This window comes from Streptomyces sp. GS7 (genome assembly GCF_009834125.1).
Classification (GTDB): domain Bacteria; phylum Actinomycetota; class Actinomycetes; order Streptomycetales; family Streptomycetaceae; genus Streptomyces.
The window spans coordinates 3,061,563-3,083,006 of the sequence record NZ_CP047146.1 but is presented as its reverse complement, the minus strand read 5'-3'; the positions used below and the strand labels follow the sequence as shown (position 1 = coordinate 3,083,006).

General features: G+C 70.1%; 21 protein-coding genes and 4 pseudogenes. 9 read left to right on the top strand and 16 right to left on the bottom strand.

Annotated elements, in window-relative coordinates; translation table 11 throughout:
- The first annotated feature begins 84 nt into the window (after nucleotides 1–84).
- Together GR130_RS13410 and GR130_RS13405 are read left to right on the top strand one after the other, a co-directional pair.
- Nucleotides 85–603, top strand: coding sequence for a DinB family protein (locus GR130_RS13410; RefSeq protein WP_159504934.1), 519 nt, complete (start codon nucleotides 85–87; stop codon nucleotides 601–603).
- A gap of 138 nt (nucleotides 604–741) precedes the next feature.
- Nucleotides 742–1,056, top strand: a complete 315-nt coding sequence (locus tag GR130_RS13405; RefSeq protein WP_159504933.1) for a putative quinol monooxygenase — start codon at nucleotides 742–744, stop codon at nucleotides 1,054–1,056.
- A gap of 101 nt (nucleotides 1,057–1,157) precedes the next feature.
- Here GR130_RS13405 and GR130_RS13400 read toward each other — a convergent pair whose 3' ends face one another.
- The 4 genes from GR130_RS13400 to GR130_RS13385 all read right to left on the bottom strand — a co-directional run bounded on the left by GR130_RS13400 (nucleotide 1,158) and on the right by GR130_RS13385 (nucleotide 4,339).
- Nucleotides 1,158–2,120 (bottom strand): electron transfer flavoprotein subunit alpha/FixB family protein, encoded by a 963-nt coding sequence (locus GR130_RS13400; RefSeq protein ID WP_159504932.1) that lies wholly within the window; start codon nucleotides 2,118–2,120, stop codon nucleotides 1,158–1,160.
- Nucleotides 2,121–2,187: 67 nt separating this feature from the next.
- Nucleotides 2,188–2,976 (bottom strand): electron transfer flavoprotein subunit beta/FixA family protein, encoded by a 789-nt coding sequence (locus GR130_RS13395; protein WP_159504931.1) that lies wholly within the window; start codon nucleotides 2,974–2,976, stop codon nucleotides 2,188–2,190.
- 211 nt (nucleotides 2,977–3,187) lie between these two features.
- Complete coding sequence (locus GR130_RS13390) at nucleotides 3,188–3,694, bottom strand: flavin reductase family protein (RefSeq protein WP_159504930.1); 507 nt, start codon at nucleotides 3,692–3,694, stop codon at nucleotides 3,188–3,190.
- A gap of 225 nt (nucleotides 3,695–3,919) precedes the next feature.
- Complete coding sequence (locus GR130_RS13385; protein ID WP_159504929.1) at nucleotides 3,920–4,339, bottom strand: TlpA family protein disulfide reductase; 420 nt, start codon at nucleotides 4,337–4,339, stop codon at nucleotides 3,920–3,922.
- Between the two features lie 136 nt (nucleotides 4,340–4,475).
- On the opposite strand from GR130_RS13385, the gene GR130_RS13380 reads away from it, so the two are divergent.
- On the top strand, nucleotides 4,476–4,892 hold the full coding sequence (locus GR130_RS13380; RefSeq protein ID WP_159504928.1) for a DUF4395 domain-containing protein: 417 nt from the start codon (nucleotides 4,476–4,478) through the stop codon (nucleotides 4,890–4,892).
- A gap of 159 nt (nucleotides 4,893–5,051) precedes the next feature.
- Nucleotides 5,052–5,768, top strand: a complete 717-nt coding sequence (locus GR130_RS13375; RefSeq protein ID WP_159504927.1) for a lysophospholipid acyltransferase family protein — start codon at nucleotides 5,052–5,054, stop codon at nucleotides 5,766–5,768.
- A 25-nt stretch (nucleotides 5,769–5,793) separates the two neighbouring features.
- On the opposite strand, the gene GR130_RS13370 is transcribed toward GR130_RS13375, so the two are convergent.
- From GR130_RS13370 to GR130_RS13345, 6 genes are all read right to left on the bottom strand, one after another.
- A complete protein-coding gene (locus GR130_RS13370; protein ID WP_159504926.1) occupies nucleotides 5,794–6,492 on the bottom strand; it encodes a B3/B4 domain-containing protein in 699 nt (232 codons plus the stop codon).
- An 11-nt stretch (nucleotides 6,493–6,503) separates the two neighbouring features.
- Entirely contained in the window at nucleotides 6,504–7,082 is a 579-nt protein-coding gene (locus tag GR130_RS13365; RefSeq protein WP_159504925.1) for a transglutaminase-like domain-containing protein, read from the bottom strand.
- Between the two features lie 81 nt (nucleotides 7,083–7,163).
- The gene (locus tag GR130_RS13360) at nucleotides 7,164–8,060 is read right to left on the bottom strand and encodes a DUF2268 domain-containing protein (RefSeq protein ID WP_159504924.1); all 897 of its coding nucleotides are present in this window, start codon (nucleotides 8,058–8,060) and stop codon (nucleotides 7,164–7,166) included.
- Nucleotides 8,061–8,162: 102 nt separating this feature from the next.
- Nucleotides 8,163–9,233: a threonine aldolase family protein gene (locus tag GR130_RS13355; protein ID WP_328707553.1), complete on the bottom strand. Its 1,071-nt coding sequence runs from the start codon at nucleotides 9,231–9,233 to the stop codon at nucleotides 8,163–8,165.
- The gene (locus GR130_RS13350; RefSeq protein ID WP_201305170.1) at nucleotides 9,230–9,991 is read right to left on the bottom strand and encodes an SDR family NAD(P)-dependent oxidoreductase; all 762 of its coding nucleotides are present in this window, start codon (nucleotides 9,989–9,991) and stop codon (nucleotides 9,230–9,232) included. Before GR130_RS13350 ends, GR130_RS13355 begins: the two co-directional genes overlap by 4 nt.
- 59 nt (nucleotides 9,992–10,050) lie before the next feature.
- A complete protein-coding gene (locus GR130_RS13345) occupies nucleotides 10,051–11,448 on the bottom strand; it encodes a DUF6421 family protein (protein WP_159504921.1) in 1,398 nt (465 codons plus the stop codon).
- Between the two features lie 500 nt (nucleotides 11,449–11,948).
- Here GR130_RS13345 and GR130_RS13340 point away from each other — a divergent pair, with 500 nt between their 5' ends.
- Nucleotides 11,949–12,632, top strand: a complete 684-nt coding sequence (locus GR130_RS13340) for a glycerophosphodiester phosphodiesterase (RefSeq protein WP_159504920.1) — start codon at nucleotides 11,949–11,951, stop codon at nucleotides 12,630–12,632.
- 285 nt (nucleotides 12,633–12,917) lie between these two features.
- Here the strand turns inward: GR130_RS13340 and GR130_RS13335 are convergent, their stop codons facing one another.
- Nucleotides 12,918–13,451 (bottom strand): GNAT family N-acetyltransferase, encoded by a 534-nt coding sequence (locus tag GR130_RS13335; RefSeq protein ID WP_159504919.1) that lies wholly within the window; start codon nucleotides 13,449–13,451, stop codon nucleotides 12,918–12,920.
- A 144-nt stretch (nucleotides 13,452–13,595) separates the two neighbouring features.
- On the opposite strand from GR130_RS13335, the gene GR130_RS13330 reads away from it, so the two are divergent.
- A complete protein-coding gene (locus GR130_RS13330) occupies nucleotides 13,596–13,982 on the top strand; it encodes a VOC family protein (protein ID WP_159504918.1) in 387 nt (128 codons plus the stop codon).
- Between the two features lie 310 nt (nucleotides 13,983–14,292).
- Nucleotides 14,293–14,670 (top strand): nuclear transport factor 2 family protein, encoded by a 378-nt coding sequence (locus GR130_RS13325; RefSeq protein WP_100602404.1) that lies wholly within the window; start codon nucleotides 14,293–14,295, stop codon nucleotides 14,668–14,670.
- 72 nt (nucleotides 14,671–14,742) lie between these two features.
- On the opposite strand, the pseudogene GR130_RS13320 reads toward GR130_RS13325, so the two are convergent.
- The 4 genes and pseudogenes from GR130_RS13320 to GR130_RS41810 form a co-directional block, all read right to left on the bottom strand.
- Nucleotides 14,743–15,434: pseudogene (locus GR130_RS13320) on the bottom strand (transposase); the annotation flags it as partial.
- 31 nt (nucleotides 15,435–15,465) lie between these two features.
- Nucleotides 15,466–16,684, bottom strand: a pseudogene (locus GR130_RS13315) (IS110 family transposase).
- A 539-nt stretch (nucleotides 16,685–17,223) separates the two neighbouring features.
- Nucleotides 17,224–17,457 (bottom strand): annotated as a pseudogene (locus tag GR130_RS13310) (helix-turn-helix domain-containing protein); the annotation flags it as partial.
- A gap of 507 nt (nucleotides 17,458–17,964) precedes the next feature.
- Nucleotides 17,965–18,633 (bottom strand): recombination directionality factor, encoded by a 669-nt coding sequence (locus GR130_RS41810; protein WP_443043759.1) that lies wholly within the window; start codon nucleotides 18,631–18,633, stop codon nucleotides 17,965–17,967.
- A 481-nt stretch (nucleotides 18,634–19,114) separates the two neighbouring features.
- On the opposite strand from GR130_RS41810, the pseudogene GR130_RS41805 reads away from it, so the two are divergent.
- Nucleotides 19,115–19,243: pseudogene (locus GR130_RS41805) on the top strand (hypothetical protein); the annotation flags it as partial.
- A 451-nt stretch (nucleotides 19,244–19,694) separates the two neighbouring features.
- Here the strand turns inward: GR130_RS41805 and GR130_RS13300 are convergent.
- Nucleotides 19,695–20,348: a TetR/AcrR family transcriptional regulator gene (locus GR130_RS13300; protein ID WP_100602402.1), complete on the bottom strand. Its 654-nt coding sequence runs from the start codon at nucleotides 20,346–20,348 to the stop codon at nucleotides 19,695–19,697.
- A 132-nt stretch (nucleotides 20,349–20,480) separates the two neighbouring features.
- On the opposite strand from GR130_RS13300, the gene GR130_RS13295 reads away from it, so the two are divergent.
- Entirely contained in the window at nucleotides 20,481–21,443 is a 963-nt protein-coding gene (locus GR130_RS13295) for an alpha/beta hydrolase (RefSeq protein WP_159504917.1), read from the top strand.
- Nucleotide 21,444 lies beyond the last annotated feature (1 nt).

The following is a 21,444-nucleotide window of genomic DNA, read 5'->3' as shown; positions in this document are numbered from 1 at the left end:
CGCCCGTGGCGACGCAGGTCACCGGCCCGCGCCCGGCCGACAATTCCGTGGCGCCCCCTCGCCCGGACCGCCACAATCGCCGTCATGACGTGGACCGCACCCCAGAGAGAACGTTCCAGCGCCCCGGCCGCGGCCGGCGAACGGGACATGCTGCAAGGCTGGCTCGATTTCCACCGCGACACCCTGCTCGTCAAGTGCGCCGGCCTCACTCCGGAGCAGCTCGCCCGGGCGGGCACCCCGCCGTCCACCCTCACCCTGCTCGGCCTGGTGCGCCATCTGACGGAGGTGGAACGCTGGTGGTTCCGGCGGCGCTTCGCCGGTGAGCCGATCGGCGACCTCTACTGCACCGAGGACGACCCGGACGCCGACTTCAACGACCTCGACCCGGCCGCCGCCGAGACCGACTTCGCCGCGTTCCGCACCGAGGTCGCCGCCTGCGACGCGGTGGCGGCGGGCCGCGGACTGGACGAGACCTTCACCGCCACCGACGGGCGCACGCTGAACCTGCGCTGGGTGTACGTCCACCTGATCGAGGAGTACGCGCGGCACAACGGGCACGCCGATCTGCTCCGCCAGGGCATCGACGGCGCAACCGGCGCCTGAGGGGACGCGCGCGCCCGGCCGGGCGGGGACGGCGTACGGACCGCGGGCGATCGACCGGTTTCCGACCGTGATCCACCAGCGCATAGGGTCGCACTCACCAGCAGGATCGCTCCCACCCCGCGTACCCCAGGAGGCCCCGTGCCCGTCGTCGTCGCCACCCTCAGGACCAGGCCCGGCCGCCGCGAGGACGTCCTCGCCGCGTTCCGCCGGCACACCGCCGCCGTGCACGCCGAGCCCGGCTGCCTGCTCTACGCGGTGCACGCCGGCGACGACCGCGTCACCGTGGTGGAGAACTGGGCCGACCAACCCGCCCTCGACGCCCACTCGGCCGGCCCGGTGCTGGCCGCGCTGGGTGCGGAGATAGCTGACGCGCTGGACGGGCCGATGGACGTCGCGGTGCTGGAGCCGGTGCCGGCCGGCGCGCCGGACAAGGGGCGGCTGTCACACCCCTGAGGCGGCGCACCTCGCACGCCACGCCCGAAGGCCCCGTACGCACCGCGCGTACGGGGCCTTCGGGCGTTCACCGGGAGCCGGCTGCGGCGGACCGAACGGGCTCAGCCCTTGCGGGACTTGACCTCTTCGGTGAGCGCCGGGACGACGTCGAAGAGGTCGCCGACCACGCCGTAGTCGACCAGGTCGAAGATCGGCGCCTCGGAGTCCTTGTTGATGGCGACGATGGTCTTCGAGGTCTGCATACCGGCACGGTGCTGGATCGCGCCGGAGATGCCCGCCGCGATGTACAGCTGCGGCGAGACCGACTTGCCGGTCTGGCCGACCTGGTTGGTGTGCGGGTACCAGCCGGCGTCCACCGCGGCGCGCGAGGCGCCGACGGCCGCGCCGAGCGAGTCGGCGAGCGCCTCGATGACGGGGAAGTTCTCGGCACCGTTGACACCGCGGCCACCGGAGACCACGATCGCGGCCTCGGTGAGCTCCGGGCGGCCGGTCGACTCGCGCGGGGTACGCGAGACGATCTTGGTGCCCTTGGAGGACTCGGCGATCGTCACGGCCAGCTGCTCGACCGTACCGGCGGCCGGCGCGGCCTCCGGAGCGGCGGAGTTGGGCTTGACGGTGATGACCGGAGTGCCCTTGGAGACACGGGACTTGGTGGTGAAGGACGCCGCGAAGACGGACTGCGTGGCCACCGGGCCCTCGTCGCCGGCCTCCAGGTCGACGGCGTCGGTGATGATGCCGGAGCCGATGCGGACGGCCAGGCGGGCGCCGATCTCCTTGCCCTCGGCGGAGGACGGGAGGAGGACGGCGGCCGGGGAGACCGCGTCGTAGGCGGCCTGGAGCGCGTCGACCTTGGGGGCGACCAGGTACTCGGCGAACTCCGGCGCGTCGGCGGTCAGGACCTTGACCGCGCCGTGCTCGGCGAGCACGGGGGCGGCGGTGTCCGCGCCGGCACCGAGGTGCACGGCCACCGGCTCGCCGATGCGGCGGGCCAGGGTGAGCAGTTCGAGGGTGGGCTTGCGGACGGCGCCGTCCACGTGGTCGACGTAGACAAGGACTTCAGCCATGGGAAGTGCTCCTGCGGGAAGAGTGCGGGCGGAGGGGAGGAAGGGTGGTTCCGGCGAACCGCCGGCCTTAGATGAACTTCTGGCCCGCCAGGAACTCGGCGAGCTGCTTGGCGCCCTCGCCCTCGTCCGTGACGATCGTGCCCGCGGTACGGGCCGGACGCTCGGCGGCGTCCTCGACCTTGGTCCAGGCGCCCTCCAGGCCGACCTCGTCCGCGTCGATGTCCAGGTCGTCCAGGTCCAGGGACTCCACCGGCTTCTTCTTGGCGGCCATGATGCCCTTGAAGGAGGGGTAACGCGCCTCGCCCGACTGGTCGGTGACGGAGACGACGGCCGGCAGCGCGGCCTCCAGCTGCTCGCTGGCGGTGTCGCCGTCGCGGCGGCCGGTCACCTTGCCGTCGGCGACGGAGACCTCGGAGAGCTGGGTCACCTGCGGGACCCCGAGGCGCTCGGCGAGCAGCGCGGGCAGCACGCCCATCGTGCCGTCGGTGGAGGCCATACCGCAGACCACGAGGTCGTAGCCGGTCTTCTCGATGGCCTTGGCGAGCACGAGCGAGGTGCCGAGCGCGTCGGTGCCGTGGAGGTCGTCGTCCTCGACGTGGACGGCCTTGTCGGCGCCCATCGACAGCGCCTTGCGCAGCGCGTCGTTGGCGTCCTCGGGACCGACGGTCAGGACCGTGATCTCCGCGTCGTCGTCGCTGGCTTCCTTGATCTGGAGGGCCTGCTCGACGGCGTACTCGTCGAGCTCCGAGAGGAGGCCGTCAACGTCGTCGCGGTCGACGGTCAGGTCCTCGGCGAAGTGCCGGTCGCCGGTGGCGTCGGGCACGTACTTCACACAGACAACGATCCTCAAGCTCACGCCGGCTCTCCTACCTGCTCGTCTCTTCAGAACTGCCTTGTGCTGGCAGCATAGGCGCCTCTTGGGGCGGCTCCCGGTCGGATGCGAGTCCCCGCGCCGACCGCCATATTACTCGCCAGTACATCCAGTCTGTTGCCCCGAATCAAGGCCGTCGAAATGTGACCTTGCCAACGGCCCTGACCGGGTGGGGAAGCAGGTGGACGGGAACCCGTCAGTCGCGCAGCGCGTTGAAGCGGCCCTGGTGGTAGAGGAGCGGACGGCCCGGGCCCGCGGGGTCGCCGACGACCGGCTCGGCGAGCACGATCCGGTGGTCGCCGGCCGGCACCCGCGCCACGACCCGGCACACCAGCCACGCCAGTACGCCGTCCAGCAGGGGCACGCCCTCCGGCCCGGTGCGCCAGGACGTCGCCGGGCCGAAGCGGTCCGCGCCGCTGCGGGCGAAGGTGGCGGCCAGCTCCTCCTGGTGCTCGCCGAGTATGTGGACGCCTATGTGCTCGGCCTCGGCGACGGCCGGCCAGCTGGAGGCGCCGGTGCCGATGCCGAAGGAGAGCAGCGGCGGCTCGGCGGCGACCGAGGTGAGCGAGGTGGCGGTGAAGCCGACGGGGCGGGTGCCGTGCGCGGTGATCACCGCGACGCCCGCGGCGTGCTGCCGGAAGACGGAACGCAGGAGTTCGGGGGAGGCGGTGCGGGGCGTGCCGAGGTCGGGCGAGGCCGTCATGGAGTTGTCCTTCTGCTGTGGGCTACGAGCCGAGGCGGGGCCGCCGGCGGCCGTACGGCGGCCGGGAGCGGTGGGGTCGTCGCTGCTCACACACGGGGACAGCGCGCGCTGGCAGTCCGCAACAGGTCGACATGCGCGCGTCCGTAGAGAAGGGGTCCTGGCCGCATAACGTCAGACTGACGATGCGTGACCGGCAGCGTCAAGTGGGGCCCGGCATCTGGGAGATCAATCACGGATGGCCGCGCCCAGCGCCGCGATGATGTCCGCCTTGCGGGGCTGGCCCGAGGCGCGGCGGACCACCGCACCGTCCCGGTCGAGCACCAGCACCGTCGGCGTGCGCAGGATGTTCAGCCTCCGCACGAGCTCCAGGCGGTCCTCCGCGTCGATCTCGACATGGACCACCCCGTCGACCATGCCGGTCACCTCGGCAAGCGTGCGCCGGGTGGCGCGACAGGGCTGGCAGAAGGCGCTGGAGAACTGGAGCAGGGTCGCCCGCTCCCCCAGCTCCGCGCCGATCTCGGCGGCGCCCAGCCGCGCCCCGTCGTCCCGCTTTCGCACCGTCAGCCTCCCGTTGCGGCGTTGGTGCAGCAGGCCGAAGACGCTCGCCGCCGCGAGCACCGCGATGCACACCATGAGTCCGGTCATCTCAGGGTGCAGCGTTCACGAGACCGCAAAGATTCCCGGGGTCGTATCGGGGCCGTTCCGGGGGAGGCTGTTGTGCGGGCGCCGGGAGCCGCAGGAGGTGCGGACGGGTGCGGAACGGTCCGGGAAGGATGCGGTCATGGCGGATGGCGGGGTCGACGTGCGGGGTCCGCGGTTCGGGGCGGTGCTGACCAGCGCCGTGCTGGCCGCGGTGCTGATCAGTGGCAGCGGATGGCTGCTGGCCTGCCAGGCGGTGGTGTTCGCGGTGGGCGCGGCGGCCGGGGTGCGGCGGTCGCCGTACGGCTGGCTGTTCAAGGTGGCGGTGCGGCCGCGGCTCGCCCCGCCGGAGGTGTTCGAGGATGCCGCGCCGCCCCGTTTCGCCCAGACCGTCGGGCTGTTCTTCGCCCTTCTCGGGCTGGCCGGCTACGCCCTGGGGCCGCAGTGGCTGGGGCCGGCGGCCACCGGCTGCGCCCTCGCGGCGGCCTTCCTCAACGCGGCGTTCGGGTACTGCCTGGGGTGCGAGGTGTACCTTCTGCTGCGGCGGGCGGCCGGCTGAGGCGCCCCCGCACGTGACGAGAATCTCCCGCTCGCAGGGGCCCAGCTGGTGGCCGCCGGGGCAGACATCGGGCACGATCTCCCGGAGCCGCATACTTACGGCCGCGTAGGTTTCCGCCGGGAGAACCCTCCCCAGGCACAGAAAAGGGGTCCCCCGGACATGGCAGAGCTCGTCTATCCGCCCGTCATCGGCGCCGCCCGCACACTCTTCAAGGCGCTCGACCTCAAGTTCGACATCGCGGGCACGGAGAACATCCCGCGGCGCGGCGGGGCGGTGCTGGTGAGCAATCACATCGGGTATCTGGACTTCGTCTTCTGCGGTCTGGCCGCGCGGCCGGCCAAGCGGCTCGTGCGGTTCATGGCGAAGGAAGCGGTCTTCCGGCACAAGGTGTCGGGGCCGCTGATGCGTGCGATGAAGCACATTCCGGTCGACCGGGCGCAGGGCATGCACGCCTACAAGCACGCGCTGAGCGCGCTGCGTTCGGGCGAGATCATCGGGGTCTTCCCCGAGGCGACGATCTCCGAGTCCTTCACCCTGAAGAACTTCAAGTCGGGCGCCGCCCGGCTGGCACAGGAGGCCGGCGTCCCGCTGCTGCCGATGGCGCTGTGGGGCACCCAGCGGCTGTGGACCAAGGGCCACAAGCGCGATCTGGGCCGCCACCACATCCCGATAACGATCCGGGTCGGCGAGCCGTTCGAGGCCGATCCGGCCGACCAGGCGGAGAAGATCACCGACCGGCTGCGGTCCCGCGTCCAGGACCTGCTGGAGGCGGCCCAGCGCGCCTACCCGGTACGCCCCAAGGGCCCCGAGGACACCTGGTGGATGCCGGCCCACCTCGGCGGCACGGCGCCGGTGGCCCCTGGCACCATCGCCTGACGGGAGCGCGTCAGGAGGCCCCGGTTCACCGGGGCCAGACGTCCCCGACCTCGATACGGGCCTCGGGGCACGCCTTCCGCAGCGCCTCGGCGAGTTCGGTGCCGGCGGCCGTCAGCTCGTCGAACGTCATCGGTGCCATCCGCTCCAGCAGGAACAGCGCGTTCACCGAATCCTCGGTGAGGCGGGTCCGCACCCCCTGCCGCCAGTTCCAGCGGCGGCAGGTGACGCCCTCGTCGTCGCACCACACCACCTCGCCGGCGTCCGGGTGCTCGATGACCTCGTCGCCGCCCGCCGCGGTCGCGAACGGCTCCTGTCCCGTGGCCCGTACGAGCCGCATGCCGCCCTGGATACGGTCCAGGTCCTCACCGCCCACCGGGATGAGATGCGCGACGCTGATCGCGTTGTAGATGTCGACCAGGCGGTTGATCCGCGGCAGCCCGCCGTCCGCGAGGGCCCTCCTGGCCAGTGCCTCGGCGGAGTTGCGGGTGCGCGAGGGCTTGCAGCCGAAGGCGGTGTACGCGGCGCGCCAGGCGGCGATGTGCGGATCGTCCTGCGGCGCGCGGCCGCCGAGCCGGTCGGCCAGCCGGCGGCCGGCCTCCTCCAGGAGTCCCGAACCGGCCTCGTCGCTCGGCCCGTTGGTCAGGCCGTGCGCCTCCACCGCGAGGTAGCCGAAGCCGGGGGCGAGCGCGCGGACCTCGTCGGACACGTGCAGGGGGCGGGGCATGCGGCGGCACCTCAGAGTTCGGTAGGGAGCAGCTTGCAGAGGTGAGACCGGTCGACGGCCTCCCGGAGGCATTGGAGCACGACGGGGTGCGGTTCAGCAAACAGCACCGGATAGTCCACTTCATTGAACTCCGGGCGCACCGGGAACGCGATCCGCTCCCGATCCGCCCGGAACTCCGCCGCCGCCCCCGGCTCGCCGCCCCGCGGATCCTGCCGCACCCAGCGCTCCCACCCCGGCAGCCGGACCGCCACCAGACCGTGGACGACCTCGAACTTCTGGTAGCACAGCGCCGCCGGAATCCCCTCCGCGCGCAGCAGCGCGACCAGGGCGTGCGCCTTGGCGCAGCAGATCCCGGTCCGCTTCTCCAGTACGTCGGAGGCCCGCCAGGTCACCCGCGGATCGCCGGTGTCGGCCGAGTGCGGAATGCGGTCGCGGACAAACGCAAAGGCCGCCTTGGCGTATGCATATGCATCGTCGACCGCGGCGGACAGCTCCGCCGCGGTCGCCCGTACGAGCGGATGCCCGTGGTCGATGGCCTCGGATTCCGCCAAGTAGGCGGAGATATCAGGGGCGTTCTGGATCAGCTCCATGACCGGGGAGCGTAGCCAGGCCCGCCTCCACGGGTCAATGATTTTTCCACCAAACGCATTTATATGCACACCTGCCCGTGGTTACGCGGTGGTCGGGACGCCCGCGTTGGTGAGGATCTCGCGCGCCGGCAGGGCGACGCTGCCGGCGGCGGTCAGGCCGGTGGCCGCCAGGTGGGCGTCGACGATCCGCAGTCCCACCCCGTATCCGGCGAAGTGCGGAAGCCCCACGGTCGGCTGCCCCATGAGCTCCGCGGTGGTGTCGCCGAGCATGTACGCGGTCAGGTTGTGCATCCCCGCCAGGTCGATGTCGCCGGTGATCTTCTCGTAGGCGCTGTCCAGCTCGGCGCCGGTCAGTGCCGCGGTCCAGGGGCCCATGGCCTGCTCGCCGGCCAGTTCCCGTACGAACGCCTCGGCCAGCCCCTCGGCGACGACCCATTCGCCGAGCGTGACGGTCATCGGGTTCCAGACCACGTTCGCATAGCGCACGTTGTGGTGGAGCTCGTGCGCGGCGGCGTGGCCGATCTTCTCCAGGGCCACGTCGGTGGGCCACATCACCAGGTGGATCGCGCCCGGGAAGCCGCCCTGACCGAAGTATCCGGAGCTGCGGACCATCAGGTGGTCGTCGTCGGGGTTGCCGAGCACGATGACGACGTGCACGGTCTCGGCGTGCTTGATGCCGGGCGCCGCACCGCTGATCCGCTCCCACGCGGTGGCGAGCGAGTCCTCTGTCCGGTTCCACACGTCCGCGTCCCGCATCCGGTGCAGAGCGGGCAGGTAACGGGGGTCGTCGCGGTCGAGCCGGAAGCCACTGCCCAGGCTCTGATGTGCCTGGACCAGGTCCAGATCGCCACCCATCACCTTGGACATCACGCCGTGCAGGGGTTCGCACATCTCCCGCAGGGCCTCGGGCCGCTCTTCCACGGGGCGGTGCAGGAGTTCGATCATGGTGGTCGCGGTGTCATGAACAACAATCTTCATGGCTCGGGACCGTAGGGCCTCCTGTTACCGGAGGGTCAAGCGCAGCCGGTGGCCGCGGACGGCGGGGAGCCGCGCGACGGCTCGCTCCCCGCCGCCGGCCGACTATCGGCCCATCTCCTCCCGCAGCGCCGCCAGGAAGCCGTCGACATCGTCCTCCGTGGTGTCGAACGAGCACATCCAGCGGACTTCGCCGGCCCGTTCGTCCCAGAAGTAGAAGCGGTAGCGCTTCTGGAGGCGTTCGCTCACATCGTGCGGGAGGCGGGCGAAGACCGCGTTGGACTGGACCGGGTAGAGGATCTCCACGCCGGGGATCTCGCGGACTCCGGCGGCCAGCCGCTGGGCCATGGTGTTGGCGTGGCGGGCGTTGCGCAGCCACAGGTCCTTGGCGAGGAGGGCCTCCAGCTGGACGGAGACGAAGCGCATCTTGGACGCGAGCTGCATCGACAGCTTGCGGAGATGCTTCATCGCCCGGACCGCGTCGGGGTTGAGGACGATGACCGCCTCGCCGAAGACGGCGCCGTTCTTGGTGCCTCCGTAGGAGAGGATGTCGACGCCGACGGCGTTGGTGAAGGCGCGCATCGGGACGTCGAGGGAGGCGGCGGCGTTGGTGATGCGGGAGCCGTCGAGGTGGACGAGCATGCCCCGTTCATGGGCGTGGTCGCAGATCGCCCGGACCTCTTCGGGGGTGTAGACCGTGCCGAGTTCGGTGCTCTGGGTGATCGAGACGACCTGTGGCATGGCGCGGTGCTCGTCGTCCCAGCCGCGGGCCTCGCGGTCGATGAGGTCGGGGGTGAGCTTGCCGTCGGGGGTGGGGACGGTGAGGAGCTTGAGGCCGCCGACGCGTTCCGGGGCACCGCACTCGTCCACGTGGATGTGGGCCGTGTCGGCGGCGATCACCGCGCCCCAGCGGTCGGTGACCGCCTGGAGCGCGACGACGTTGGCACCGGTGCCGTTGAACACCGGGAACGCCTCCGCGCGCTGGCCGAAGTGGCTGCGGACGACACGCTGGAGGTGCGCGGTGTAGTCGTCCTCGCCGTAGGCGATCTGGTGGCCGCCGTTGGCGAGGGCGAGCGCGGCGAGGATCTCCGGGTGCGCACCGGCGTAGTTGTCGCTGGCGAAGCCGCGTATCTGAGGGTCGTGGTGCTGCCGGGCGTCGGTCTTCGCTCGGGTCACGGCTTGGGGGTCAGCCACAGACGCTGTCCATTCACTTCCTGTGCGGGCCGGCTCCAGACTCCGGCGATGGCCTCGGCCAGCTCCTTGACGTCCGTGAAGCCCGCGAACTTTGCGTTCGGTCGCTCGGCGCGCATCTGGTCGTTGACGAGCGCCTTCACGATCAGGATGGCAGCAGCGGCGCGCGGCCCCTGCTCGCCCCCTGACTTGCGGAAACCGTCCGCCATGGCGAGCGTCCACGCCTCGGCGGCGGCCTTGGCCGCGGCATAGGCGGCGTTGCCCCCGGTGGGCTTGCCGGCGCCGGCCGCGCTGGTCAGCAGGAAGCGGCCGTTGCCGCTGCGTTCGAGGGCTTCGTTGAAGGCGAGGGAGGTGTGCTGGACGGTGCGGACGAGGAGCTTGTGGAGGACGTCCCAGTCCGCGAGGTCTGTCTCGGCGAACGTGGAGGAGCCGCGCCAGCCGCCCACCAGGTGCACGAGGCCGTCGACCCGGCCGAACTCCTTCTGCGTACGGGCCGCCCATTCGCGGGTCTGCTCCACGTCGAGGAGGTCCACGGTGTCGCCGATGACGGTGGCGCCGCCATGTGCGTAGCGGGCCGCGTCGACGGCCTCCGCCAGCCGTTCGGCGTTGGAGTCCGAGCCGACCACCACCGCGCCGGCCTCGGCCAGTCGCAGCAGGGTGGCGCGGCCTGCCGGGCCGGCCGCTCCGGCCACCGCGATGACCGCCCCCTCCAGCGGCCCCTGGCCGCCCGTCGAAGTAACCATCTCCGTCGCCTCCTCGTCCTGCCCCTGGACGGCCGTCCGCCGGGTCTTCCGGTCGCTCGTCACGCCGCCGCCAGCGTGTCACTGTGGGCCGTGATGCCCTTGGTCGATGCGATCACAGCACGCAGCTTCTTGGCGAGCGCTTCGTAGAACATGCTCAGCGGGAACTCGTCGGGAAGCACGTCGTCCACGAGCTTGCGCGGCGGCTGGTCCAGGTCGAGGGCGTCCGGCCCCTTGGCCCAGACCGAGCCCGGGTGCGGAGCGAGGTAGGTCGAGACGAGGTCGTAGGCGGCGAACCAATGGACCAGCTTGGGCCGGTCGATGCCGTCGCGGTAGAGCTCTTCGATCTCGCCGCACAGCTGGTTGGTGACCTTGGGCGCCCGCTCCCAGTCGATGTGCAGTGTGTTGTCCGTCCAGCGTACGACGTCGTGCTTGTGGAGGTAGGCGAAGAGCAGCTGGCCGCCGAGGCCGTCATAATTGCGGATCCGGTCGCCGGTGACGGGGAACCGGAACATCCGGTCGAAGATCACCGCGAACTGCACGTCGCGCGCCTGCGGGTAGCCCTCGCCCTCCAGCTTGACGGCTTCCCTGAAGGCGGTGAGATCGCAGCGCAGTTCCTCCAGGCCGTACATCCAGAACGGCTGGCGCTGCTTGATCATGAACGGGTCGAACGGCAGGTCGCCGTGGCTGTGGGTGCGGTCGTGGACCATGTCCCACAGGACGAACGCCTGCTGGCAGCGCTCCTGGTCGCGGATCAACGCCGCGATGTCCGGCGGGAGTTGGACGCCGAGGGTCTCGACGGCGGCCTCGGTGACGCGGCGGAAGCGGGCGGCCTCGCGGTCGCAGAAGATGCCGCCCCAGCTGAACCGCTCGGGGGCCTCGCGGACCGCGATGGTCTCGGGGAACAGGACGGCGGAGTTGGTGTCGTAGCCGGCCGTGAAGTCCTCGAAGGTGATGCCGCAGAAGAGGGGGTTGTCGTAGCGGGTGCGCTCCAGTTCGGCGAGCCACTCCGGCCAGACCATCCGCAGGACGACGGCCTCGAAGTTCCGGTTCGGGTTGCCGTTCTGGGTGTACATGGGGAAGACGACCAGGTGCTGGAGGCCGTCGGCGCGCTGCCGGGCGGGCTGGAAGGCGAGCAGCGAGTCGAGGAAGTCCGGCACGCCGAAGCCGTCGTCGGCCCAGCGGCGCAGATCGTCGGCGAGTGCCCGGTGGTAGGCGGCGTCGTGCGGCAGCAGCGGGGCGAGATCGCCGATGGCGGCGATGACCCGGTCGACCTCGTCGCGGACGGCCTCGGCGCGCGGTGCGCCGTCCGCCGCGAGGTCGATCGAGCCGTCCTTCGACTGCCAGGGGCGAATCGTTTCCACGGCGTCCTTGAGCACGGGCCATGCCGGGTGCGCGACCACACGTTCGGAGGCTGTGGAGCTGCCCCGGACACCCACAGGCGAAAGAATTTCCGTCATGACTGCCCTCCGGCGGTAGATCGTCCTGTCAGGACACCGTAACCAGCAGAGGATCGTCCGTTCAAGTGGGGTCGGTGAAAATTATTCTGTTCGGACCCCATGGTCACGCTCAATTTTCCTGTGGCTAGAGCTTTTGACGACAGTTCCTGCCAGAAGAGCCTCGACTTGCCGCGCTTCCTCCGGCGCGAGCGGCGGCGCCGGTGGGCGGCGGCCCCACGCGGGCCGGCGCGAGCGGACGACCGGAGCGCCGGCCTCGGGGAGCCGCGGGGCACCGGTCGCACCCCGCTCGCGGCCCGGGGGCGCCGGTGATACGGCCCGGGTCTGCCGGCGGTGCGTAGACGGCGGAATACGGGGGCACTCGTACGGGCTAGGAGGCACTTGTCCCTACGGCTCTGCCGCTCGTGAACGGATTAGGCTGTGGGCCATTTCGGGCAGCAGGCCGCCGGCGGCCGACACGTGCACGGACCGACAGCAACCGAGCCGACAGAATCGAGGCAGCCTTGACCTTTCTGACCATCGGGCACCGCGGGATGATGGGTGTGGAGCCGGAGAACACCCTGCGCTCCTTCGTACGCGCCGAACGCGAGGGCGTCGATGTCATCGAGCTGGATCTGCACCTGAGCAAGGACGGCGCGCTCGTGGTGATGCATGACGCGGACGTGGACCGGACGACCGACGGCACCGGCCCGATCGCCGAGCGCACCCTCGCCGAGCTGCGGGAGCTGGACGCCGGGCTGGGCGAGCGGATTCCGGTCTTCGAGGAGGTCGTGAACGCGGTCGGCGCGCCGCTCCAGGCGGAGATCAAGGACGTGGCGGCGGCGCAGGCGCTGGCCGAGGTCGTGCGAACGCGCGATCTGGCCGGCCGGGTGGAGGTGATCTCCTTCCACGACGAGGCGCTGGCGGCGATCCGCACGCTGCTGCCGTCGGTGCGGACGGCACTGGTGGGCGACCGCTACGGCGCCGATGTGGTGGACCGCGCGAAGGCGGTCGGCGCGGGCACGCTGTCGCTGAACATCCGGCGGCTCACCCTCGAACTGGTCGAGCGGGCGCATGCCGCGCAGCTGAAGGTGCTGGGCTGGACGGTCAACACCCACGACCAGCTGCGGCTGGCGCGCGGCCTGGGGCTGGCGGGCGTGGTGACCGATCAGCCGGAGATCCGGCGGGCGGTGCGCTTCACCGCCTGAGGGACCGCGGCGGGCGGGGCGGACGGCCGGCCGGGGTATGCGCGGCGGAGCGGAAGTCCACGGTTCACAGGAGCGCAACGAGCCTCCCCCCTACGGACGTTCGGCCCGGTGATCTCGGCAGACGGCCCGGTGCGCCGTCGCTCTCCGGGCCTCTCCGGGCAGGCGGCCGCCCCCGCCCCGTACGCCTCGCCGGGTGCGCCGCCACCGTGCCGCTCGCCGCGGCGGTCGGCTGCGCCCCGCGGGACTCCTCCCCCGGCGGGGCGGCTCCGGGGTCTGTCCGGTGGGTCAGCCGAGGGGCTTGACCAGGAGCTCGAACTCCAGGTCGTCGCGCTGCGGGACGCCGAACCGCTCGTCGCCGTACGGGAACGGGCTGAGCTGCCCGGTGCGGCGGTAGCCGCGGCGCTCGTACCAGGCGATCAGCTCGGCGCGCTGCCGGATGACGGTCATCCGCATCTCCGGGGCGCCCCAGGTGGACAGCGCGGTGCGCTCGGCCTCGGCGATGATCACCTTGCCGAGGCCGCTGCCCTGGAGGGTGGGGCGCACCGCGAACATGCCGAAGTAGGTGTGGTCCCCGCGGTGGTCGAGCTGGCAGCAGGCCACCAGTTGGCCGTCCTGCTCGGCGACCAGCAGCCGGCCGTCCTCCTTGCGCACCACCTCGGCGACACCGTCCGGGTCCGTGCGCTGCCCCTGGAGGAGGTCCGCCTCGGTCGTCCAGCCGGCCCGGCTGGCGTCCCCGCGGTACGCCGATTCGATCAGCTCGACGAGCCCGGGTATGTCGGCGTCGGTGGCGGTGCGGAAGGTCAGCGGGCTGGTGGGCATGGTGTGCGGGTCCTCTCGGCCGTACGAATGGCTGCCGCGAGGCTAACAAGAGGGGGGCTCCGGGTGTCAGGGGCTTTCGCCCTTCGGACGGTGGCGGTGCGCCGCGGCCGGGACCGCCCTGCCGCGCGGCGTAGGGTCCGTGCCATGGTGCAGGTACTGAGCAGCAGGGTGCTGGTGCGGCCGAGCGATCCGGAGCGGTCGCGGGCGTTCTACGGCGAGGCGCTGGGGCTGGCGGTCTACCGGGAGTTCGGTACGGGACCGGAGCGCGGCACGGTGTACTTCCTCGGCGGCGGCTTCCTGGAGGTCTCCGGCCGGGCAACCGGTGCGGCCACGCCGACCCTCCAGCTGTGGCTCCAGGTCGCGGACGCGGCGCGGGCGCACGAGGAGCTGGTGGCGCACGGGGTGGTGGTGCTGCGGCCACCCGTCCGGGAGCCGTGGGGGCTGATCGAGATGTGGATCGCCGATCCGGACGGTCACAAAGTTGTAATCGTGGAAATCCCAGCGGACCATCCACTCCGATACCGACCCTGACAAAAACGCAGCCTAACGGGACCTCGGGTCGCCTTCCATAGGCTCTTCGGAGTCGCCATCCTTGCCGGGGACACTTCGTGTGCGACCAGGGGCTCTATCTTCCGCGCCGAGATGCTCAATCACTAGCCTGCTCCCCCGGCAAGGACCGCAAAGCCGACGCGCCAGGGACGGAATCGGTGCGCCGCGCAGCTCCTCGGCATTCCGCCGAAGCCCAGCTCCTGTCGCCTAGTGCTGTGACCGGGATGGTCCACCGTGATCGGAAGGCGGCTCACGGGACGAGCGCAGGCGCAACGGCTGGTATTACTGGGGCATGCAGGAAGAGACGGCACGCTCCGCGATCGACACGTTCATCTCCGCGTTTAACGCCTCGGACGACAGCTATGTGACTGCCCTGCTCTCCCAAGCCCTGACCTCAGACGTGGTCTTCTGGGGGCCGTTGGGTCGCAGCGAAGGAATCGCGGCGGTCGAGCGGTTCGTGCTGGACATCCGGCGCCACCCGGCGGGGACCGGCACGATGGTGCGCTGCTCAGCGGTGGACATGCCTGACGAGTGGGCCCGGTACCAGTGGGTCTTCACCACGCCGGATGGAGGCCCCCGCCTGGCGGGAACGGACGTCGTCCATCTGCGGCGGAGCCTCATCGACCAGGTCATCGTCTTTGCGGGGGAGATCGAGCCGTCCACCTCCTGAGTCGTCCTTCTGTCGCTGTCCTTCTCGTGAACTTGTCCCTTTCGGCACTCCGGGGCTGCGGTTCGCGGTCGGTCAGGCTGCGGCGTTGAGGGGGCGTCCGCCCCAGCGGATGCCCTTCTCGCTGCGGATGCGGGCGCGTTCCTTGCGTTGGGCGGCAAGTACGTCGGGGTGGCGGGCGTTGACGTTGCGCCAGCGCAGGTAGCGGTGCAGTGCCTGGGATTGCGTGGGGTGGCTGCGGTGGTGGGAGTTGGCCAGGGTGAACTGCCGCAGCGGGCCGAAGTGGGCCTCGATCGGGTTGGCCCAGGATGCGTAGGTCGGGGTGAAGCACAGCTCGACCTTGTTCTTCTTCGCCCAGCGGCGGATGTCGGCGCCGGTGTGGGCGGAGAGGTTGTCCAGGATGATGTAGATCGGGGCGCCGTCGGGTCGGGCGGCGCGGATCGACTTCAGCGCGGCCAGGGTGTTGGCGGTGCCCTTGCGGCGGCGGTTGACGCCCCACAGGCGGTCGTCGCCCACGGAGTAGCAGCCGTGGAAGTAGGTGACGCCGTGGGCTGGAAGGTGATGCCGCGGCGCCGGAGCAGGCACCGTAAGGCTTCACGGCCGATGCGGATGACACGTCCGTGCACCTCCCGCAGGTAGGCGGCGAGTTTGCGGATCCACCAGTGGGTGAAGGGCTGGCCGAGCCTGGTGGGGCGGGTGGTGGCCGTCCGGATGACGAAGTCCTCGTCGTCAGGGGTGAGCAGGCGGGGACGGCCTCCCGCCCACTGAGACATCTCACGATGCCAAGTTGTCAAGCTGCTACGCCAGTTGGGACGGGAACGCGATGTGCTCGTCGAACAGTTCGCCGGTCTGGATGCAGTGGTAGAGCTGGCCGATCATGCGGTTGAACAGGTGCCGCTGGGCGGCTGCGTGCCAGTCTCCTTGCTCGCGTCGGCGACGGTAGTGGGCTTCGGCTCCGGGTGAGGACCGCAGGGCGGAGAAGGCCCACAGATAGCCGGCGTGGTTGAGTCGGTCATTCTTGACCTTGCGGCGTCCGACATGGTGTTTCTTCCCGGATGCGCGGGTGACGGGGGCGGATCCCGCGTATGCCTTCATGCCGCGGGCGTCGGCGAACCGCTGACGGTCGTCTCCGATCTCGGCGAGTACCCGGGCGCCGAGCTGAACCCCGAGGCCGGGGAAGCTCAAGATCACCTCAGCGTCCGGGTGTTGGAGAAAAGACGCCTCGACCGCTTCGCTGAGTTCGTCAGCTGCGAGGCAGGCGGCTTCCAGCTGTCTCAGGAGAGCGAGGGTCTGTTTGCCGAGCGCGTCCTCGACCAACCGTGGCTGGCTTGCGTAGTCGCCCCGGAAGATCTCGCGGAGCCGCTCGGATTCTGCTTCGATGCCGCGGCTGCGACCGGCCCGTTTGAGGGCGGAGCGGAGCTGGGCGCGGGTGAGCCGCGCGGCCTGTGCCGGCGTCGGCGCCACCTTGAGTAGTTCGCGGGCTTCGGGGCGGCACAGGCCGTTCCGCCATCCGGCGAGGGCATCCAGGGCAGCGGGATAGTACTCGCGCAGCAGGGAGCGGAGCTGGTTGGCGATCTGCTGCCGGTTCCAGGTGGCGTCCTGCTAAGCACGGGCCAGGACTGCGATAGCGCGGGCCAGATCGGTGTCGTCCGGCAACGGGCGGTGTATGGGCATGTCAGTGCGCAGGATGTTCGCCAGGACCAGGGCGTCGCCGGGATCTGACTTCTTGCGCGAGACACCGTGCCGGTCGCGGTAACGGGCGGCGGCCATCGGGTTGACCAGCGAAGACCTTCCGCTTGCCCTGCCTCACGGCGGCAACCAGGAGTCCGCGGCTGGTCTCGATCGCGATCGGGATGGGGTCTTCTTCGGTGTCGCCGTACTCGGCCAGCAGGTCCAGCAGCAGCCGGTAGCCGGCTGCGTCGTCGGTGATGTGCCGCTTGGCCAGCAGCTGTCCGGTGTCGTCGACGAGGGCGACGTCGTGGTGCTTTTCGGCCCAGTCGATCCCGCAGTAGATCAAGTTGTTCCTCCCCTTGGCGCTGGTATTTGCGCTGGTCACGAGCGCATGCGGGCCACGCGGCTCCCTAATTCCAGGACTCTTCGGTCCGACATCTCACAAGCCGTTCGTGGCACCAGCGCGCGCCACGGGCCTCGGTCTTGCCCGGAGCTCGACGGCTCGGGACTGGCAAGAGGTCACCGTGAAGCGGGCTCGTACCACCAACATCAACGAGTGTTCCCGCATGGGGGTGGTGGCGGCCGTGAAGACGCCGAACGCCACCGCTCTACCGAGAGGCATCGCGGGCCGGGGCTTGTATAGGTTGTCCGCCCGGCGTCCACGCGACCGCCACCACCATGAGCACGGGGACCTGGGCCGCTCTCCCGCGAGGGCTCGGAGCCAGGAAGACGTAAGGCCTCATGTCCCAGTGCTCACAAGTACGGTTCGTGCGCCGCTCTCAGTGGAGGCTTCGTCAGCCGGGGTCCAGGAAGGCGTCACAGTCCCGCACTCGAACAGTCCGGCAGCGCTCCGAGAAGTCTCGGCGGTGCCGTTACCAAGGAATTAGGGTCCAGGCAGGCCAGGCCGATCTCGTTGAAGCGGTGGATCACGTCGCGCACGGTGTCCTCATCGGCTTGGACCAGCTGGGCGATCACCGGCACCCGGTTTCCGCCCGCCGAAGCGAGCAGCATCATCGCCCGCCGGTAACGCACCGAACTCGTGCTGCCCCGGCGCACGATCTGCTTCAGCTTCTGCCCCTCCTTGTCAGTCAATCTGCGTACACGGACAGGCTCAGCCACCGCGCCTCCAGCGGTCGAATGGACGTCACCGCACATCCAACCGTCACGACCACCAACCCGGCGAACCTACGCGGTCACAGCACTGGCCTCGGAAGGCGTACGCGGATTCCACACCAGCACCTACTCGCCATCTGCGTACAGGGCGGGTGGTAAGTACCGGCTCGCCGAGGAGAAATGTGGCTCTTCGCAGTTGAGAGTGTAGTCGGGGGTGTTGGCGGGTAGGCGTCGAGGTCTTCCAGGATGGAAGTTCTTCCTACACTGCCCATCCGAAAGACCTCGACATGCTCCACGCTATCTTCACCGCGTTCTGTGTGAGTAGCTTGCCCATCGCCCGATCGCTTGGCGCTGTCTGAACAGCTCTGCGAGCAACTCTTACGCGTACAAGACGTATTCCAACCACGTACGGCCCTGCGCCGCAAACTGATCTCCACCGGCCGCCTTCACGTCGATCGCAGACTGGCAGAGAGGCGGCTGGAAATGGTCGCAGATCCCATAGCACATCCAGTGCTAACCATGCCGCGGGAACCGCACCACGGGGTAGCTGAAGTGGCTGCCCTTATCAGAAGGCACTGCACGCTCCAAGGCCAATCGCGCGCGAACAGGGCGTCCCTCTGCGCGAAGCTCCTCGACCAGCACATGCAAGCCCTCGACAAGCGACCACGCTGCCGACACCAATCGAAACCGCCCCGCGTAAGGCAGTTCGGTCAACTGAAACTCCACGACGATGCTTGGTCGCAACCCTTGCCTCACCCGGGTCAAGAATGTGCGAGCTGGCAATACTGCCCCTTGTCTCGCACCCTCCCCTACTGGCGGGAACCGTCGTGCTTTCTGTGTGGATGTAGCGACGGCGAACCTATCCGAGCCGTAAATCCTCATGCGAGTTTCAATCGCATCCAATCGATCTACGACCACATCAACAGAAGCAGCCGTGGTCGTGACCTCAATCGAGTCGCCACCCTCCTGACCGCACCGTTTCGGCTTGCCGCCGAAGCGTGCGGCGATACAGCGGGCGATATCCATGTCACTTGTCGTCACTCGCCATGTGTCCAGCGCAACCGGACGACCGGCACACACAGTTCCAGCCCTGAATCGCCCCACAGGATCTGCCGATGGGTGAATCCCCTTGAGCGTCGAATGCCCAGCTTCCGGGCAGGAGGGCCCAGCCAAATGAGGCATGCGCCGGAGGCCGGATTCCGCGACGGTAGCTTCCTGTCCCAACTGCCCTGAGGCGCCTTCATAGTCACGGGTCTGCCAGTGCGGAGGGAACGTGGCGGTGCACTCAACGGACGCCGCATCCATGGTGCTCAGCGCCCGTCGGGCATCGCCCAGGAGTACTGTGATGCGGTCATTGTGGAAACACGGTGTGAGCTGTACTGAGATTTGTGGAGTCCCTGAAGCCAGGGTTACGGTCCTGGCAAAGGAGAACCACCCGCACCGAGATCGCCGCTACGCTCGTCGATTGGGAGACCGACGACCTGCGCCAGTGATCGTTGATCGATTGCCACCGAAGGGCGACAACGGCCTTTCGTGTCGGCGAAGGACGACCACTTGCAGATTCGTGTCAGTGAAGGATGACCGCAAGCGGTGGTAGAGCCTCTATGGGTGCAGATCCTTTGAGGGGCCGCTCCACGTTGCTGAGAACGTCGGCTCGGCGCGGCTGTACCGGCCGGCGGCCGGGGAGGACGAGAAGTGGCCTCGCCGGGGGCCGGTGCTGTCGAGCAAGACGATCGACTGGGCCCTGATCCGCCGGCAATACGACCAGATCGTGAAGTGCGCCACCGCCCTGCGCCTGGACACCGCCGAGGCCGAGCAGGTCCTGCGGCGCTTTCGCCCGCGGCGGGCCCAAGCACCCCACCTACCAGGCGATCGAGGAGCTGGGCCGGGCGGTGCGTACGGCCTGAGCGAGGAGAAGCGGCTCACCGACGCCGAACGGCGAGCCCTATCCCCGCCGTTCTGGCACCATGTGAACCCCTACGGTCGGTTCGAGCCGGACATGAACTCCCACCTCGAATCGGCCCCAGCCACGGCGGCCGGGGCGTCCGGCCCGCCCCGCGCCCGGAGTGCCTACTGTCCAATCGGCGGGCGGTTGGTCAGGCTCGGTCTGAACGACCGCCCGGGTCTCCTCGCGCCGGTACGACCACTTCAACTTCCTCGGCCGCTGCTCCAGCACCGAGCCTGCGGCACCGGGCCTGCGGCAGCGGCGCGCCCCGACCGCATGGCACGCGTGATTCGGTGCATCAGGGGATCTGGGCCTCGATGTGGGCGAGTTGGGCGGCGAGGATTTCTTCGAATGCGGCGCGGCGGTCGGCTCCGAGGGGGCGGATGTCGCGGGCGAAGTGGGCCAGGGCGGGGAAGTGTTCGGGGTCGGCGCCGAGCACCGCGACGCGGAACTGCTCCATGCCCTGTTCGTACTCCTTGGGGGTGATGGTGCTGATACCCGCCTCGGAGGAGATCAGCGCGGCGAGGAGGATCACGATGCGGTGGTATCGCGCCGGGACCTCCTCGTCGGGCAGGCCGGACGTGCCCAGGGCCTGCAGCAGTTCCTCCATGACCAATCGGGATCCGGTGCCGCCGGACCCGTAGCGTCCCCAGACGGCGGCGAGTTGGGGTTGCTCGCCGAATGCCTCGCGCAGGTGCAGGGCCAGGGCGGTGACGCGCTGCTTCCAGTCGCCCTGGGGGCGGTAGCCGTCCATGGCGGCCAGCAGGATCCGGTCGGCGACCGCGCGCAGTAGTTCGGTCTTGTTGCGGAAGTGCCGGTAGAGGCTGGAGGAGTCGGTCCCGAGCGCTGCGGCGAGTTTGCGCACGCTGAACGACTCGGCGTCGCTCGTGCGCAGCAGTTCCGCCGCCGTGTCCAGGATCTCCTCGGTCGACCATCGCCTTCGGCCAGTCATCTCGCCCCTCTCGTCAGGACTCACTCTAATCTATGCACTTGCTGATGCACGCACTGCGTGCATAATGGGGTGCAACACGTGGTCCAGTCACGACGACACACCCGGCGTCCAGCCGGAAGGGGAGAAGGACACATGAGCGAGACCACCACCGCGATACGGCCGCCGGAGCCGGACTTCTCGGCGATCACAGCCGAGGAGCTGCTCGCCTATCGCGACGCGGAGAACCGCTTCCGGGCCTCCGGCGAGGCGCGGGCGATCCTCGGAGAGCCGGATCCCGGCGCTGCGATCGATTGGCAGGAGATCGCGCTGCCCGGCCGCGCCCTCCCGGTCCGGGTCTATCGGCCGGCGCCGACGGGAGACGACGAAGCCGCAGCTCGAACCGACCTGCCTCTCGTGGTCCATGTCCATGGAGGCGGCTTCGTGGGCACGGCGGTGCAGTGCGACTGGACCAACAGCCACCTCGCCGCCCGACTGCCCGCCCTCGTCGTCTCGGTCGAGCACCGCCTCCTCGCCCCCGGCAGCCCGCTCGCGCACGCCGCTGACGACGGCTGGGACGTGCTCCGGCACGTGATGCGGCACGCCGCGCAGTGGGGCGTCGACCCGGCGCGCGCGGCCGTCTTCGGTGAGAGCTGCGGCGCGCTGATCAGCGCGCTGACGGCCATCCGGGCCAGGGAAGCCGGGCTGGAGCTCACGGCGCAGGTGCTGGTCAACCCCGCAGTCGACGTGACCGAGACGATGTTCGAGTACCCCTCGATCGCCGGGTACGCATACAGCCCGACCCGGGCCCTGCCACTACTCCGGCTCTTCCAGCGGCTCGCCGTCCCGCCGGGAGCCGACGCCGGCGCCGTCTCGCCGCTGCACGCGGACGACCTGAGTGGGCTCGCCCCGGCGCTCGTGGTGGTGCCCACCCAGGACGCGGTCGCCGACCACGGCCGCCGCTACGCCGAGCGACTGCGCGAGGCAGGGACCTCTGCGCGACTCTCCGAATACCCGGGCGCAAAGCACGCGTTCCTCACCCTGCCCGGCGTGGAACCACAGGCCGCGGTCGCCCAGGCGGAGATCCTCGCGTTCCTCCGCGCGGCCCTGGCAAAGTGAC